The following is a 17,068-nucleotide window of genomic DNA, read 5'->3' as shown; positions in this document are numbered from 1 at the left end:
AAATGCCTGTACGCGCGGGAAATGGTTTTCATTCAGATGCTGAATGCTTATCATAACTATGCCTGTGCTGGTTAATTCGGGTATTCTGCAACATGGTTTTTGAAATATAGCATCGATGTTGTTAATTGTCAAAGATATTTACAAAACGCATTGCCGCTGATATAAAGTATAGGTAACTTCTCAATTAATTGAGGTAAACACCCCCCTTGCCCCTTTTATTAATGGGGGGAAGACTGTAGAGTCGGCAGTCGGCAAATTGCAGACTGTGGACTGCGGACTGTTTGAGAAGTTAAAAGTATAGCGCAGGCAAATGCTTCGCTCCTACATTTCTAAAATCAGATTTTTTGTAACAATTTAGTATTTTGAAAAATTCCAACAATGTAGTGCGACGAGGTTCGTCGCATTGTTTTGAGTAGACCCTATTCCTTATCACACTACTTTTTTTGGTGCGACTAACCCCCGTCGCACTACAAATGAGTATTTCCAGTTTCAAAAGACTAAAGTGTTACGATTTTTTTAACTATATGATATGAGCTTGTCACTTAAATTAAAAAACGTGCCTGTGTCTCCCGGCGTTTATCTTATGAAAGATGCTAAACATAAGGTAATCTACGTTGGCAAGGCAAAGAATCTCAAAAACCGCGTTAGAAGCTACTTCCAGAAAGGAACCGGGGACAGACTTTACACGGAATATCTAATAAAGCACGTGGTTGATATTGACTTCGTGCTTACGGAGACTGAAAAAGAAGCCCTTATCCTTGAAAATAATTTTATAAAACAATTCAAACCCAAATTTAATATCAATTTACGTGACGACAAAAACTTCCTCTGCATCAAACTGGAAACCAACAAAGATTTTCCGTATCCGAAAGTCGTTCGCCAGAAGGAAGATGACGGCGCAATGTACTTTGGCCCCTATGCCTCCGCCAGGGCTGTCAGAGAAACACTACGGTACATTAATGACACAATCCCTGTCAGAAAATGCCGGGATAATGCGTTCAAAAGCAGGACAAAGCCGTGTCTTTATTATCAGATTCATAAGTGCCTCGGGCCTTGCTGCGGACTGATAGACCGTGCAGGTTACAAGACATTGATAGACCAGGTAATCCTTCTCTTAAAAGGCAAACAGGAAGACCTTATCAGCATTCTCCGGAAACAAATGTACGAAGAGTCGAAACAGTTGCGATATGAAAAGGCGGCAAAACTGCGCGACCAGATACAGTCCATCGAACAAACCGTTGAGAAGCAGAGGATCAATTCCCTTACCTTTATCGACCGGGACGTCTTTGGTTATTACCTTACAGATAATGATGTATATATTGAAGTAATGTTTATCCGCTCAGGCAATATGGAAGACATCGCTTCCTATCGTTTATCAATAAACCATACTACAATCGAAGAGGTATTTCGTTCATTTTTAAATCAATTTTATAGTCAGACCCGATTTATCCCTTCTGAAGTTATCATACCGGTTAATTCCCCGGATGCTGTTTTGCTGGAAGAGTGGCTTACCGAAAGAAAGGGGAAAAAGGTTTCCGTGTTTTGCCCGAAACGCGGTGATAAATTACGTCTTATTGAAATGGCGCAAAAAAATGCGATGAATGCCTATAAGGTATCGCAGACGCAGGACGATAATTATTCACGCACATTACAGGCGCTGAAGGATGTTATCGGACTGAGAAACCTGCCGGAACGTATAGAGTGTTTTGATATCTCCAACATTTTTGGCAAACAAGCGGTAGGTTCAATGGTAACGTTCAAATGCGGCATGCCTGACAAATCGAAATATAAACGCTTCAGGATAAAAACAGTAGACCAGATAGACGATTACGCAATGATGCATGAAGTATTATTACGCAGGTATAAAAGGGCAGTCGAAGAGGGAGATTTGCCGGATCTCGTTATGGTAGACGGGGGGAAGGGACAATTGGGCGTTGCGCTCAGGGTGTTTGAAGAACTCGCAATAAATGATACGGACCTTCTCGCATTATCAAAAGACAGAGGAAAAAGCGGTATTCCTAAGGGAGAGCAGGGGGAACAAGTCCACGCCCCCCACATACCTCATCCGATACTCCTTCCGTCTTCATCCCCCGTCCTCTTATTCCTTGCCAAAATTCGTGATGAGGCGCACCGGTTTGCCATTGCCTATCACAGAAAACTTCGTGACAAAGAGTATTACAAATCGCCCCTCGATGAAATCCCAGGCATCGGCATTATCAGAAAAAAAGCGCTGATAAAACGCTTTGGAAGCATTGAAGGCATTCGAAACGCCACAATAAACCAATTAACAGAAATAGGCAAATTACCGGCAAAACTGGCAAATGAAGTTTATAATCATTTTCACAGTGCGGCAAAGACGTGATTTTAGAATTTAAAATCGTACATCGTAAATCTAAAGTTGTATGTATAAATCCTTTCATGTAAAATGCATTTTTAAGAAATGTTTCAATAAAACAAAACAGCAGGGGGAAATGTTCAATACCAGGTTCTTTTCATTGGGATTTTGTATTTTGGAATTCGTTTTGTATTTCGTGCTTCGTGTTTCGTGTTTTTTATCTCATACCTGTTTGGTACTGGCTATGCCAGCTTTAGGAAGCAACATTAAATGACTACTGCGGAAATCATTGCCATAGGCACGGAAATCGCTCTCGGTCAAATAGCCGAGACGAATACCCGGTATATTGCGGAAATGTTGACTAAAAACGGGATTCATGTCCTTTTTGCCACAGCAGTCCGCGATGATGCTGAATTATTAAGATCCGCACTTAATATCGCCAAAGACCGGGTACGGCTGATTATCACAACCGGCGGCCTCGGCCCAACAGAAAACGACCTCACACGCGAAATAGTATCAGATCTCTTTAACATGCCATTAATACCCAGCGGTGAATCATATACCAACAAGCCACAATGCGCAGACACATTGCACGAAGGCACAAAAAAAATAAAATCAATCCCCTCCGGCGCCCTTATCATTCCCAATGATCACGGAACGGCGACAGGCTTTGCAATTAACTATAATGAGACAGATATCGTATGCCTCCCCGGCGTACCTGGAGAAATGCGACAAATGCTTAACTCCTATTTGAAAATATATAAAGCGCGGCATTTGACAGACGATACGTGTATCGCAACAAGGCAATTTCATACATTTGGAATGCCTGAATTTGAAATAAACAAACTCATTGGGGAATCCGGCGTTATTAATAATTCAATAAAAATAATGACGTTGGTTCATGACGGTATTGTTACTATCAATGCATTCACTACGTCCCTTGTCAAAGAAGATGCCCTGCAGAAGCTGGACGCCGCAGAGGCAGCCTTAAGGAAAACACTTGGGCAGGCGGTTTTTGGAACGGATGACACAAGTCTCGAATACGCCGTGTATGAGCTTTTAAAACAAAAGAATGCAACTCTCGCGGTTGCGGAATCCTGCACCGGAGGGCTCGTCTCTGACAAACTTACCAATATCCCCGGCATATCCGATTATTTTCCGGAAGGAATCGTCGCATACAGCAACAAAGCAAAGATAACTATTTTACACGTACCGGAATTATGTATTGCAACGCATGGGGCAGTGAGTCCTCAAGTGGCGGAAGCAATGGCAAAGGGCGCCAGAAAGGTCTCTGAAGCAAGCATCGGCATTGGAATCACCGGCATTGCAGGGCCAGGCGGAGGCACAGACAAAAAACCCGTCGGACTGGTTTACATTGCAATTACAGGTGATAATTTTACCGAAGTAAAAAAATGCCAATTTCACGGCACAAGGATTTCCAACAAACATTTTTCAGCAAACACAGCGCTTTATATGACACTACGCTTCTTACAAAACCATAAGGTGGATTAAACAGGTATGAATAACTATCTCATCATTGTATTGTCAGCATATATCTTTGTGGTAATTGCGGGGTACTGGCTAGATTACCTTAATCTTTCCCACTTAAAGAAACATGGGAACAAAATCCCTCCGGACTTCGAGGGCTACATAGACCAGGAATTACTCAATAAGACGCAAAGGTACGTTATTGAAAACACAAAGTTCAATTTTGTAAGTTCTCTCTTCCATAACGCAATTCTGCTGGCCTTTCTATTTGGCGGTTTGCTTGATAGTTACAACTCATGGATTGTATCTTTGAAAATGCCCTTCATTGTATCAGGGTTAGTCTTCTTCCTGATACTGCTTTATGCAGATACCGTTTTGATGATTCCCTTCAAACTGTACCATACATTTGTCATTGAGAATAAATATGGCTTCACAACCACAACAATGAAGCTATGGATAACAGACTTGTGGAAATCACTTTTAATAACAACCATCATGGTTTCTTTCATAATCGCAACGGGATTTTTCATCGTACAGGCCAGCCCTGGTTTATGGTGGTTCTGGATATGGTGCTTTTTCTTATTATTCAGCATTCTCATGATGTATATATTCCCGTATGTAATAGCGCCTATCTTTAACACATTTACTCCCGTAGAAGACGAATCGCTTCAAAAAGGGATAAGGGAACTTATGCAAAAGGTGGGCATTAAAGTAAAGAGCGTCTTCCAAATGGACGCATCAAAGAGAACGAAGCACACGAACGCCTATTTTACCGGCATTGGAAAAGTAAAAAGGATCGTTCTTTATGATACGCTTATCGGGCAGATGGAAAAAGACGAAATTATTGCAGTACTTGCACATGAAGCAGGACACTGGAAGAAAAAACATCTTATGAAACACCTTATTGTTTCTGAAATTATTGCAATTATTGTAATGTTTATTTCATTCAATATAATGCAGAAAGAAGGCCTGATACAGCTCTTCCAATTGAAGGAAAGCACTTTTTTTGCGAAGATTGTTATCATTGGATTTTTAGGCTCTATAGCAGCATTCCCCTTCAGCCCCCTTTCACACTATTTTTCCCGGAAACACGAATATGAGGCGGATGCGTTTTCTTATGAAATGACAAAGGACAATAAGAGCATGATAAACATGCTTGTAAAGCTCTCAAAGGATAATCTTTCCAATCTCTATCCACATCCACTCTACGCGGCTTTTCATTATTCCCATCCGCCGATATTGGAAAGAATACAATCGATCAGGCGAAGGAAGAATAAAGAATTAATTGATAGTTGATAGTTCATAGTTCATAGTTCATAGTTCATAGACCTTATTTCTTTCTCTATGAAACACCCTTGCAAAGCCAAAATTATTGGATTAAAATAAATCTCCAAACACTTTGTACAATCTTTCTCTGCAATATTACGAATAGCACGTTATGGCCTTCAGGCATTCTTATCCATTACGCATTAAACAACCGGGTATTTTTTTGTTTTGAATAAACATATTAATTTACTTCTGCTCGCAAGTGAAAATCTGTTACGGCACAGGGCAAAGACCGTTGTGGTATGTCTTTGTATAATAGCAATTGTGACGCCTTTTATTACCGCAATTTCCATTTCTGACGGAATACGTGCGCAATCCCTTGTCTCGGTTAACGAAGGAGGCGATCTCTACCTTACATTTGATGAATTCGGCAGAAACACCTCTGTTCCATTGAAATATCTGGAAGGAATCAGGCATATTTTCGGGGTTAAAAAGGCAGTGCCGCGCATTATAGGCAGGGCTTATTTTCAAAACAAACTGGCGGTAATCGTTGGAATCAGTGAAAAAGACGTCCCTGATTCCGTGTCGTGTATTTCCGGAAGGATGTTTGAAAACCCTGATGAAGTCGTCGTAGGCAACGAATTAGCCCGGCATTTTCAATTGCGCATTGGCGATCAGTTCAGCATGCGCGGACAGCAACGAAAGGTGTTTACTGTCGTAGGAATGTTCTCCGCAGACTCGGGCATTTGGGGTGCTTCCCTGCTCTTTATGTCTTTTAAAGATGCAGGGGAATTGTTCGGAAGGACTGACGTCGCCACGGACATACAAATATACAGCATCCCCGGGCACAATGCGGAGATAGCCACTGATTTGTATACGCTATTAATGAACGAACCTTACCGCTTGCAGGATAAACATATTATTGAACTATTTGTAAAAAAGGGATTTTTGCTGAAAGAAGGGCTTTTTACCGCATTATATGTTGTCGCCTTTGCCCTGGGCATACCTGCAATTCTTGTAGCATCAGGCTTCGGATTGTCGGACCGGAGAAAAGAGATAGGCATTATGAAAGCAACCGGATGGAATACGCTCGAAGTGCTGGAACTCATTACTTTTGAACAATTACTCATCAGCCTGCTAGGGGCGACCATAGCAATTATTGTATCAATCCTTTGGATCAGGGTATTCAACGGTGCGTTCATTGGTCAATTTTTCATTTCAGAAACAACCCTTTTGCCCAAGTTTAACGTGCCTTCGAAATTCCTTCCGCTGCCGCTTTTGCTGGGTTTTTTCTTTGCCTTTCTCTTAACCATGGTAGGGAGCATCTATTCCTCGTGGAGGGCTTCAACCGAATCACCGGTTGTTGCAATGAAATAATGATACGGATGGAAAACATACGCAAATGGTATAACGCTAACACAAAACACGAAGTACGTGCCGTAGAGGAGGTAAATCTCACTATCGCCAAAAATAGTTTTGTCGTACTGAAAGGGCCTTCGGGTTCTGGCAAGACCACATTGCTCAACATTATCGGGACGTTAGACAGACCAACTACCGGTAAAGTATTTATTAACGAAGAGGAAATCACCGCATTTTCCGATATCGCCCTTTCTGTATTGCGGCGCGAAAAGATCGGTTTTATCTTCCAGGATTTTATGCTTATTCCCAGACTACCAAGCTGGGAAAACGTTTCGTATCCGCTCATTCCTGTGGGGATTGGCACAAAAGAACGTTTCAAAAGGGCAAAGACACTTTTAGATATGATGGATCTGGGAGAGAGAGTGACCCATACACCGGAAGAACTCAGCGGCGGACAGCAGCAGCGCGTTGCAATTGCACGGGCGCTGATAAATAATCCCGGAATCATTATTGCTGACGAACCGACGTCTAATATTGATGAAGAAACATGCGTAAAACTGATGAATACACTGATTGAATTAAAAAACAGAGGCGCTACTATCGTTGTAGCAGCACATGACCCCCGTTTTAAGGAAATTGCGGATGAAACATTTACCATGAGAAATGGCAGGCTCCAATGATTATTAACATCTACACCATTATTATGTTGTTTATTGCTGCCGTTTCGCTCTCTCTGGGGGGGGTCCTCCTTTTCACAACACTCAGAGCGATTCTGGCATTTGATGCCCTTGTTCCATTAGAATCAAAAACAAAATATGAACAAAAAGGATACCTGATATTCCTGATAGCGTGCGTCGTCATCGGCATACGAATGCTTGCGTGGCCATGGTTTTACTTTATGCTCCAAAGCTTTGTGCCTGAAGTACCGGGTGCAATGTGCATATTTGGCGTAACGCAGATTTTACCCGCTACATCCGCTTTCCTTCAAATCATAAAACCCATTTCATTTTTCATCATGGGGGGGTGGATTTTTTGTTATTATGCGGATAAGGCGCATCCCACATCACCGTTCACCAGAAAAATATTGCTTTTTCTCATTCCCATATGCGTAATACTCTTTGTTGACAGCGGCGCTGACGTCTATTACCTGCTGTCAATGAAACCTCTTATATCTGTTTCCTGTTGCGCTACCTTCTTTGACGTTCCATTGCGCCCTTCCGCCATGATCCCCCAGGCCATATTCGGGGAAAATTTTGATAAGGCATTATTCCTTCTTTATTATTCTATAAACATTATCCTTATCATCCTGTTATTTTTCCCCCTTTCAAAAAGATGGAGACATTTGATACCTGTGTCAGACAAGACATTGCTTTATCTCCAATCGGGAACAGGTCTCCTAAACATTCCTGTTACGCTGCTCTCTTTCATTGAAATAATCGCACCGAAACTTATGCAACTCCCCTTTCACCATTGCCTGTATTGTTTTATAGGGAATGGCATAGTGCCGGATGCATCTATCATGCTTGGATTATTTATCATTGGCATTTTCGGCATCGGCTGGATAAACATACTACGTATTCTTGGTAAAAACTCTTCTTCGAAGCAGATAATTGAACTATTCACAGCACGGATAAACAGTTTATCCCTGTTTTGTTTGTTGACGTCATTATTAATGGTAACAATACACCTCGTTTTAACGTGATATGACAAAAAAATTCTGCTCAGGCATTGCCCTCTTTCTTATAATTGCAACCCTTGGGGTATTTTATCAAAAATATGTAAAATATCCCCGCTGCGATTATGATGGCTCTCCGGTTACGCCCATTTACGAAGTTGAAATCGTTCTGAAGGATAGCGGTATTAAAAGGTTTTGCTCCATCTACTGTGCCGTGCAATGGTTTAAAAAAAATAAACACGCTGTTGACCACGTTATTGTCACTGACGAAATACGCGGCAATAAGATAGATTCCTACATGGCACATTTTGTTGAGAGCGAACTCATTACCAATGAAACCAACGATAATCGCATCCACGTATTTCAACAAAGAGAATATGCGCAAATCCACATGGACAAATTTAACGGAAGGATTGTAGATGACCCCTTTGAACCGGATGAGTAATATGCCTCTGCAACAATCAGCAGTCGGCAAATTGCAGACTGCGGATTGAGGATTGAGAAAACAATTATGAAGGCTTTCCCTTTTTTCTTTAGACGAACCATCTTACTGTCATTAATAGAGAAAGAATCGACATGAAAGAAAATAACGATTTTGAACAAAGACGTGAACATCAACGAATAAACACCTGCATCCTCGTGATAATCAGCGCATATTATAATTCGCTCGAAGGGATGATATTAAACCTGAGTTGCGGGGGAGCACATTGCGTGTTAGAAGAATTTCTCCCTCTGAAGACAAAAGTACAAATAGCCTTCAAACTGCCAATGAGTACATTTGAATCTCATCAGTTACGATTACAGGGGACTGCCATTCGTATCGATCATTCCACCAAAACAAATGCATATGATAGTTATAAATTCGCCGTTCAGTTCGGCGAGGTACCCCCTTACGAAAGGAAGATTATAGAGGATTATATCGCAGAAAAGAAAAAGAACGACGATAATCAACTAAAAGATTTTATGAGATAGGACTATCCTCTTAACAGGCTGTCCTGGAATTTACTTTTTCGATGGGGTGCATTCCCGATTGTTTGTAAGCGTTCATGGAGTCGGGGCAAAACAACCCTGACAGGGTTTGAAACCCTGTCAGGGTTAACACTACTGCAACGTTTCATTAAAACATGGCGGAAATCACAAAAAATCGGGAATACACCCTTTTCGATGATACTTTAGTTTTTTGTTTGTTTTAAAGACTTTGAAGCAATAGGGTAAAATGACCTTGGTAGATTTGTGTTGCGTTAAACAACGATTGCCTCTACAATCAAACACAAGCTCTCGTCAGATTTCAAAAATTATCAACCTGCTAAAACCTGTAGTTAAAGCAAAAAGACAGCAATGCACGCCACAAAAGGTTATTAATTCCCCAGTATATGGAAACAAACGAAGCGAGGTTCTTTGAAAAGAGTGCCGCTTGTTTTGCTTAACTTCGGCATTTCTTTTGTAACCACGATAAGTATATTTACGAATCCACCATTTCGTCGTCATGGTGTAAGGTAAAGGGTAATTTTATACAAGGAGAACAGTCTGTGAAGAAATTGTTGGTATTAATGGTTTTGAGTTTATTCGTGTATAGTACTGCAAAGATAACCTCCGCATCAGCGGACATTTATGGGTATGTATATAATACCGACAACAAAGGTCTATCTAAGGTTAAGATATCTGCCAAAGACGATTATCGAGCCTATAGCGAAGAATCCTCCGGCAGCGGTAGTTATTCCCTTTCCCTGAAGGTAGGAACCTATACAATCAAATATGAGAAAGAAGGTTATCAAACGCAAACCAATGATATAAATTTACTAAAGAGGGAGAACAGATATTTAGAGATGATTAGAATGGTTGCAAGCCCGGAGCAGCAGACATTGCAATCAGCACCGGCTAATTAGTACCTTGCCAGTAATTTTTTTGCATTTTTTGCAAAATATTAACTGGTGAAATACGAAATGCTAAATACAAATCCACCCCCTGCACCCCCGCCAACGGGGGACATTCTCCCCCTTTGGCGGAGGTAAGGAGGGGTAGGATGTTGAAATTTGTTGCGTATTTAGAATTTCGTATTTTTTATTTCGTGCTTGCTGGAAAATACTCTGTAAGTAATAATCTTGTCTAAGAATTTTATCATCCGGCATCCGCGCAGGCTAGCTCCTGTGCTTTTTTGAGTGCTTCCTCTTTTGTTGTTATATTTCCATCAAGCTGTTCATCTTCAATCTTTGTCAGAATATGCTTAAATGCAGGACCCGGGGTTAATCCAATCGCAATAAGATCATGTCCGGTAATTAGTGGCTTTGGCTTAACCTCCTCCTTCGATAGTTTTTCAAACATCTCACGGCAAAAATAGTAGTCCGATAAATCGCCAGAACTCGCAAGGGCATCAATCCTGCATAATTCCTCAAGTTCTTTGTATGCTTCATGGGCAAAGAGCCGTTTCAGTTTGTTAAGCCTCATTTTCTTAGCATCTTTAAAACAAAGATGTTTCAAAACAAGCCAGATAATTCGTTCCTTATCGGCGTTGGAAGTCTTTAAACGATTGCAGATTTTAGCGGTAATATCAGCTCCTACTTTTTCATGCAAATTGAACCGAATGCGGTCTAGTTCCTGAAACGTCCGTGGCTTCCCGATATCATGCAGCAACACGCCCATTGCCAGCGTCCACGAAGGATTTTCCATTTTAGAAAGGCATAACAAAGTATGCGTAAAAACATCTCCCTCCGGGTGGAAATTTTCAGGCTGCCGGACTCCTTTCATTTCTGATACCTCAGGAAGTATTTCGCGCAAAAGGCAAAGCTCATCCAGCAGTTGAATCCCAAGATGCGGGTTTGGTCCGGTAATAATTTTTTGCAACTCTTCACGAATACGTTCTGCGCTGACTACATGAATCTGCGGCGCAAGGTTTATAATCGCCTGTCTTGTTTCCTCATGGATATGAAAATTAAACCGGCACGCAAAGCGGACTGCACGTATCATGCGCAACTTGTCCTCAGTTAACCGTTCAACAGGGTCGCCAATTGTCCTGATAATACCCGCGGCAATATCGTCCCTGCCTCCCACATAATCGAGCATTTCCTTTTTCACCGGGTCATACAACAGTCCGTTAATGGTAAAATCCCTACGCCTTACATCTTCTTCGGCAGTGCTGAAGGATACATAATCCGGATGCCGCCCGTCACTATAAGATTTTTCTGTGCGAAATGTAGCAACCTCAAAATTATGTCCATCTTTTACAACAACCACCACGCCATATTGCGTACCTACGGAAAAAGTTTTTTTAAAGAGATTCATAACGTCATGGGGAAGGGCATTCGTGGCAATATCGTAATCGGCAGATTCCCTCCTCATAATCATATCGCGCACACATCCGCCCGCAAAAAGGGCATCAAAACCTTTATCCTGCAATGTTTTTACAATTTCAATGGCATTCTGTTTTATGGGCATGTTTACTTATCATTACCTTCCATATATGCGGTGGACTGCGTGTTAATCGGTTCCGGCACCCGAAAAGCGGGATAGCTCAAGCGACCATGTTCGAGCGACGATAGCTGTGAAGCGAGTACTCCCTTTACAGCTATTACGCTCCAGCTAAATGAGGTGTTCATCGGCACGTGGTGGAAATTACAACTGCAAATTCCTCAGTCGCAGAGCGTTCATAATCACCGAAATGGAACTGAAGGTCATCGCCGCCGCCGCGATCATCGGCGAGAGCAGCCAGCCGGTGAATGGGTAGAGTACTCCCGCCGCAATCGGAATGCCGAGGACGTTGTAAACAAACGCGAGAAAGAGATTTTGCCGGATGTTTTGCATCGTCGCGCGGCTTAATGTTTTGGCCCTCAGAATGCCGCGCAAATCGCCTTTTAAAAGCGTGATGTCAGCCGACTGCATCGCCACGTCCGTGCCTGTTCCCATAGCGATTCCGACATCAGCCTGTGCCAGTGCTGGCGCGTCATTTACGCCGTCGCCAGCCATTGCCACGATTTTTCCCTGCGCTTGCAATTGTTTTACTTTGTCGGCTTTCTGGTCGGGCAGAATGTCGGCGAAAACCTGGTCAATGTTTAATTTCCGCGCCACCGCGCCGGCGGTTTTCGCGTTGTCACCCGTCATCATCACTACCTTGATTTTTTGCCGGTGCAGTTCGTTGATCGCTTCTCTGGCGGATTCTTTAATCGTATCCGCCACGCCGACAAGTCCGGCGGGTTCCCCGTCCACCGCCACAAACATTACGGTTTGACCTTCGAGGCGCAATTCGTCAGCTTTTCCGTCCGCCGGAAAGTCCACATTGTTGTCCTGCATGAGTTTGGTGTTGCCAACCAGAACTTTTTTGCCCTCAATCGTTCCAAAAATGCCTTTGCCGGTGACGGATTCGAAACTGTCGACCGCTGCTAATCGGACGTTTTCTTCTTCCGCGCCTTTGATGATGGCTGCCGCCAACGGATGCTCGCTTGATTTTTCGAGGCTGGCGGCGAAACGCAGAACGTCTTTTTCATCCACACCGGAAAGCGAAATCGTTTTTTGCAGGCGCGGTTTTCCTTCGGTCAAAGTTCCCGTTTTATCAACAACGATCACATTGACCTTTTCCAGAACCTCTAACGCTTCGGCTTTTTTGACCAGAACGCCGGCGCGCGCGCCGCGACCAGTACCTACCATGATGGACATAGGTGTCGCCAAACCGAGAGCGCACGGGCAGGCGATAATCAAAACCGAAACCGCCGCGACGAGCGCGTAAGTAAGCGAGCCTAAAATCAGCCAGACGATGAATGCCGCAATCGCCACCAAAATTACCGCTGGAACGAAATACGCCGAAACGACATCGGCAAGTCTTTGGATCGGGGCGCGCGAGCGTTGCGCTTCGCCGACCATGCGGACGATTTGCGCAAGCAGCGTGTCGCTGCCGACTTTTTCCGCCCGCATTAAAAGAGGGCGCCCGCCGTTAATCGTGCCGCCGATGACTTTATCGCCCACCTGTTTTTCAACCGGAATGGATTCGCCGGTAACTAATGATTCGTCAATCGCTGTTTCGCCCTGCAAAATCACACCGTCGGTCGGGATTTTTTCATTTGCGCGCACGCGTAGCGTCGCTCCGATTGGCACGTCCTGAAGCGCAATTTCTTCTTCCATGCCGCCATCTGAGACGACGATGGCCGTTTCGGGAGCAAGCTCTAAAAGTCCTTTTATCGCGCTGGAGGTTTGACTTCTGGCGCGCAGCTCTAAAACTTGTCCGAGCAAAACAAGCGTTGTAATCACCGCCGCCGCTTCAAAATAAACGCCGATCAATCCAGTGTGTTCGTCCTGCATTGAAGCCGGGAAAAAGTGCGGGAAAAACAGGGCGAAAAGACTGTAAAGATAAGCCGCGCCCGTGCCGAGAGCGATCAGCGTGAACATATTTGGACTGGCGTTTTTAACGGACGTCCAGCCGCGCTTGAAAAACGGAAATCCGCCCCACAGCACAACGGGCATCGCTAAAACGAATTGAATCCAAATTGAAATTTCAGGTGAAATAAACGAATGGAAATTCGGCAGCATTTCGCCCATCGCCAGAATAAAAACCGGAATGGTAAAAACGGCGCAAATCCAGAAGCGCCGCGTCATGTCAACGTATTCCGGGTCGGGCGCATCGTCCAGGCTAAATATTTTCGGCTCCAGCGCCATTCCGCATTTCGGGCAGGTTCCGGGGCCGATTTGCACGATTTCAGGGTGCATAGGGCAAGTGTATTCCGCGCTCGCGCTTTCCTCCGCTTGCTTTTCGTTTTTCTTCCCTTCGAGAAAATTTTGCGGGTTTTGCCTAAATTTGTTCAAGCAACCCGTCGAGCAAAAGTAATAAGTTTCGCCTTGAAAATCATATTTTCCTGCGGCGGTTTCCGGCGCGACCGCCATGCCGCAGATTGGATCAACGAGTTTTTCCGTTTCAAATGAATGATTTGCAGTCATTTTCCCCTCCTGTTCCATAAATCCTTGGCGCACACAAAGTAAGTTACAACCTTCGAGTAACTGTCAAGCCAAGCGAAGAATTTAGATAATCCCGTGGGTGCTTAAAGTTTCGGCTTCTTTAGCGCAGGCGCACGCAGCACAACGACAAGCTCACTGGCCTTCACCGTATGCCGCAGACGCACGGTGAAGGTCCGGTGTAGCAAAATGTTGGAAATTTTGTAACACTTTAGTTTTTTGAAAAATTCCCGGGATAGAAAAAATACCATGTAGCCCTGTTAGGGGCGGTCTGTTTGTAGCGCAATAAAATTCAATAAGGTAAATAGCTCCGTAGGAGCGGCCTGTCCGTATTCAGGTAGACCTGTTTATATGGATTTACAAGAGACAGGTCGCTCCTAACAGAGCTAATCTCTGTTATAATATCCTATTTTGCTACAAACAGGCTGCTCCTACGGAGCTTATAGGTAGTACATTTTCCAAAAAACTAAAGTGTTACGAAATTTTTACACTGTTTTCCCATAATTAGTCCTAAAACAAGCGCGATTTAACACTCTACACACAATGGGATAATATTTTGGACTATTATGCGTCTCTAAATGTATTTTTTGTTTGTTTCGTCGCGAAAAAACTTACTAAAAAGAAAAATATTACTATTGATAGAGAAAACTACCATACTTTTGCAAGGTGATTACGTACCGCTCCCGCTCTTCTTCTGCTTTCCTTTTCTTTTTTACTGTTAAACTACTATTCCATGCACAGTTTTAATCTTCGGATTCGTTCCCACGTTGCAAAAAAATCCTTTAACCAGTCATTATATCCGAGCATTCGATATACAATCTTACGCCCTGTCTTCACTATTTGGCAGGGAATCATTATCAGAGTATTGAGAAACCGCCGAAACTCCATCTTTAACACCTGCTCTCCCCTTCCTACATTTGGCATCAACATGCCAAACCATGCCTTGAAGTTCCAAGCCAATGACGCTATTACCATGTATGCCCAGTTGCTTTCCAAATCCCTTACAGGCAACTTCATCGCATTTACCCCGTTCTTCAACTGCTCTATTACATTCTCCTGATCACACCTACCGTTTGCCAACTCTACTATCTTTTCTGCCGTCCTGTCCCTCAGTGTCGTTATATAGAAAAAATAACGAATGTCGTCAAATAATCGTTTCTGACCTTTTTCCACACTCAGATTTTTTCTCAGCACTATCACCCTATAACTCTTCTTGCATTTCTCAGGCCGATATTCAAACTCAGCCACTTGCTCACTCTCTAACCGAATATTCTTGTATTCACGTTCTTTAACTATCCGTTCTTTTATATTTTCAGGTTTCTGCCTTTCCTCTGTTTTTACCTTGTATTTCGGTTTACGCTTTAGTTCTTTCCATGCATCTTCCGGCAACTCCCCGGCTAGTTTTATTAGCCCACCTCGTGCATCCATCCCAAACACAAAGTCCACTTGCTCTGACCAGCGATCAAAATTCCCTGTCAATGAAAAGTCTGTGTCTCCCCTTAAACAAACCCTCTCCGCATGTGGTTTTACCAAGTTTATTGCCCTGTCTATCCACTCCACTGCGCCGCTATGGCTCGGTACGTTTCCCGGACGATTCTCAATATACAACACTTCCTTCGTGTTTGCCAATGACACAATGAGTGGCGTATATCCCCATATCCCCTTGTACGATATATCCATCCCCTCTTTACATTCTCCGTATGTCCCCACTATCGTTCCATCCACATCTATCAACGCTTCTTCCAATGCCTCTTTCCGCCCTTCCTCCCACACACGCTCTCGTACCCTGTTGATAATCTCCATCAGCTTCTCAATATCATTACGGTCAAACCGCCTTGTAAAATCTCCCGCCGTTGTAGGATCAGGTATCCGCTCTGCACCCAACGCATCCAAATAGCCGCTGTCTTGCCGATGCAACTCTATGTCTTCTAACCGCACATTCCCTGAAAGCACATTGTACGCTATATTCAATATATGATCCGATTCATGATACGGTATATGCCTTTTGAGTAACTCAAGATTCTCGTCTATCTCTTTTACCAATCCACTTCTTATTGCCATTTGATGGATTACGCCTATACCACCACAGGCAATTGCCTGGCTATTCGCGGCTATCTCGTAATGAATGTTCTTTGCCGTGAACATCGGATGCTTCTGATCTCCCCATTGCTTTCTCTTTAACCGTTTCTCTATTTTCCGTTTCTTTCTTCTCAATATCTTGTTATATTTTCTTGCTGCTATTTTACTCATCTGAAATGCCCCTTTTTCTGGTTATCGGAATTTTTACATATCACTATCTTAACCAGTAAATTCAGGCTTTTCAACCTACTTTAACTCTCTCAGATTAAAAAATTACGCTTGTTTTAGGATTAGTTGTAATATCATATGGAAACACTGTTTTGATTTGCCACCGTTATTTGTTTTACGATGAGATCATAATCTTGATAATCGTAACATATACCAGTTTTTAACCCCGAATATCATAGACTCAGAAATAGTTTTAAATCCAAATTTCTGATAAAAAACAACATTGACATCTTTGTCTGTTTCCAAATATGCGTTCGCCATACATGCATCTACCTCTGAGCAAAAACGTTCCATAAGCATTGAACCAACGCCAACTCCCTGATGTGTGGGTAGAACTCCAATTGGCCCTAAATGCCAATGTTGATCTTTTGGATCCCGACGAGACCACTCGTTAATCCAAATATCTCTTCTCCAATCAATATTAGTTTCATCAATAGAGACCTCTGTATCATTTATCGTGTTTTTCCCATAACACGAGCACATTCTCACCACACCGATAATATTTTGATTTGCCTTTGCGATAAAAACTATTCCAGGTTTATCGCTCAAAAGTTTTTTAAAATAGTTTTCAATTTCAATCCGAACGTTTTCATTAGAATTTTGAAAAACAGCAAGGTGTATTGGATTTTCTGTCATGGCGACGCTGAGAACTCTCGCTGATTCTTCAATATCTCTCTTTTCCATAAATGATATTGCTATGTTAC

General features: G+C 42.9%; 13 protein-coding genes. 9 read left to right on the top strand and 4 right to left on the bottom strand.

The window, feature by feature from the left end; translation table 11 throughout:
- The first annotated feature begins 535 nt into the window (after window positions 1-535).
- From uvrC to KSMBR1_RS16350, 9 genes are all read left to right on the top strand, one after another.
- Window positions 536-2,362, top strand: coding sequence for an excinuclease ABC subunit UvrC (gene uvrC / locus KSMBR1_RS16390; RefSeq protein ID WP_157820668.1), 1,827 nt, complete (start codon window positions 536-538; stop codon window positions 2,360-2,362).
- A gap of 243 nt (window positions 2,363-2,605) precedes the next feature.
- The gene (locus tag KSMBR1_RS16385) at window positions 2,606-3,847 is read left to right on the top strand and encodes a competence/damage-inducible protein A (RefSeq protein ID WP_099326279.1); all 1,242 of its coding nucleotides are present in this window, start codon (window positions 2,606-2,608) and stop codon (window positions 3,845-3,847) included.
- Window positions 3,848-3,853: 6 nt separating this feature from the next.
- Complete coding sequence (locus KSMBR1_RS16380; protein WP_099326278.1) at window positions 3,854-5,119, top strand: M48 family metallopeptidase; 1,266 nt, start codon at window positions 3,854-3,856, stop codon at window positions 5,117-5,119.
- A gap of 198 nt (window positions 5,120-5,317) precedes the next feature.
- Window positions 5,318-6,466, top strand: coding sequence for an ABC transporter permease (locus tag KSMBR1_RS16375; protein ID WP_099326277.1), 1,149 nt, complete (start codon window positions 5,318-5,320; stop codon window positions 6,464-6,466).
- 8 nt (window positions 6,467-6,474) lie between these two features.
- Window positions 6,475-7,128 (top strand): ABC transporter ATP-binding protein, encoded by a 654-nt coding sequence (locus KSMBR1_RS16370; RefSeq protein WP_230405683.1) that lies wholly within the window; start codon window positions 6,475-6,477, stop codon window positions 7,126-7,128.
- Window positions 7,125-8,150 (top strand): hypothetical protein, encoded by a 1,026-nt coding sequence (locus KSMBR1_RS16365; protein ID WP_099326275.1) that lies wholly within the window; start codon window positions 7,125-7,127, stop codon window positions 8,148-8,150. Before KSMBR1_RS16370 ends, KSMBR1_RS16365 begins: the two co-directional genes overlap by 4 nt.
- A gap of 1 nt (window position 8,151) precedes the next feature.
- Window positions 8,152-8,568 (top strand): hypothetical protein, encoded by a 417-nt coding sequence (locus tag KSMBR1_RS16360; RefSeq protein WP_099326274.1) that lies wholly within the window; start codon window positions 8,152-8,154, stop codon window positions 8,566-8,568.
- A gap of 131 nt (window positions 8,569-8,699) precedes the next feature.
- Window positions 8,700-9,095, top strand: coding sequence for a PilZ domain-containing protein (locus tag KSMBR1_RS16355; protein WP_099326273.1), 396 nt, complete (start codon window positions 8,700-8,702; stop codon window positions 9,093-9,095).
- Between the two features lie 557 nt (window positions 9,096-9,652).
- Window positions 9,653-10,009, top strand: a complete 357-nt coding sequence (locus KSMBR1_RS16350; RefSeq protein WP_099326272.1) for a carboxypeptidase regulatory-like domain-containing protein — start codon at window positions 9,653-9,655, stop codon at window positions 10,007-10,009.
- A gap of 232 nt (window positions 10,010-10,241) precedes the next feature.
- On the opposite strand, the gene KSMBR1_RS16345 is transcribed toward KSMBR1_RS16350, so the two are convergent.
- From KSMBR1_RS16345 to KSMBR1_RS16330, 4 genes are all read right to left on the bottom strand, one after another.
- Window positions 10,242-11,555 (bottom strand): CCA tRNA nucleotidyltransferase, encoded by a 1,314-nt coding sequence (locus tag KSMBR1_RS16345; RefSeq protein WP_099326271.1) that lies wholly within the window; start codon window positions 11,553-11,555, stop codon window positions 10,242-10,244.
- 177 nt (window positions 11,556-11,732) lie between these two features.
- Window positions 11,733-14,042: a heavy metal translocating P-type ATPase gene (locus tag KSMBR1_RS16340; protein WP_099326270.1), complete on the bottom strand. Its 2,310-nt coding sequence runs from the start codon at window positions 14,040-14,042 to the stop codon at window positions 11,733-11,735.
- A 741-nt stretch (window positions 14,043-14,783) separates the two neighbouring features.
- Window positions 14,784-16,307 (bottom strand): IS1380-like element ISCku9 family transposase, encoded by a 1,524-nt coding sequence (locus KSMBR1_RS16335; RefSeq protein WP_099326269.1) that lies wholly within the window; start codon window positions 16,305-16,307, stop codon window positions 14,784-14,786.
- A gap of 183 nt (window positions 16,308-16,490) precedes the next feature.
- Complete coding sequence (locus KSMBR1_RS16330; protein ID WP_157820667.1) at window positions 16,491-17,048, bottom strand: GNAT family N-acetyltransferase; 558 nt, start codon at window positions 17,046-17,048, stop codon at window positions 16,491-16,493.
- Window positions 17,049-17,068: the final 20 nt, after the last annotated feature.

Source organism: Candidatus Kuenenia stuttgartiensis (genome assembly GCF_900232105.1).
In the GTDB taxonomy this organism is placed as follows: domain Bacteria; phylum Planctomycetota; class Brocadiia; order Brocadiales; family Brocadiaceae; genus Kuenenia; species Kuenenia stuttgartiensis_A.
This window is presented reverse-complemented; position numbering and strand designations above follow the sequence as displayed.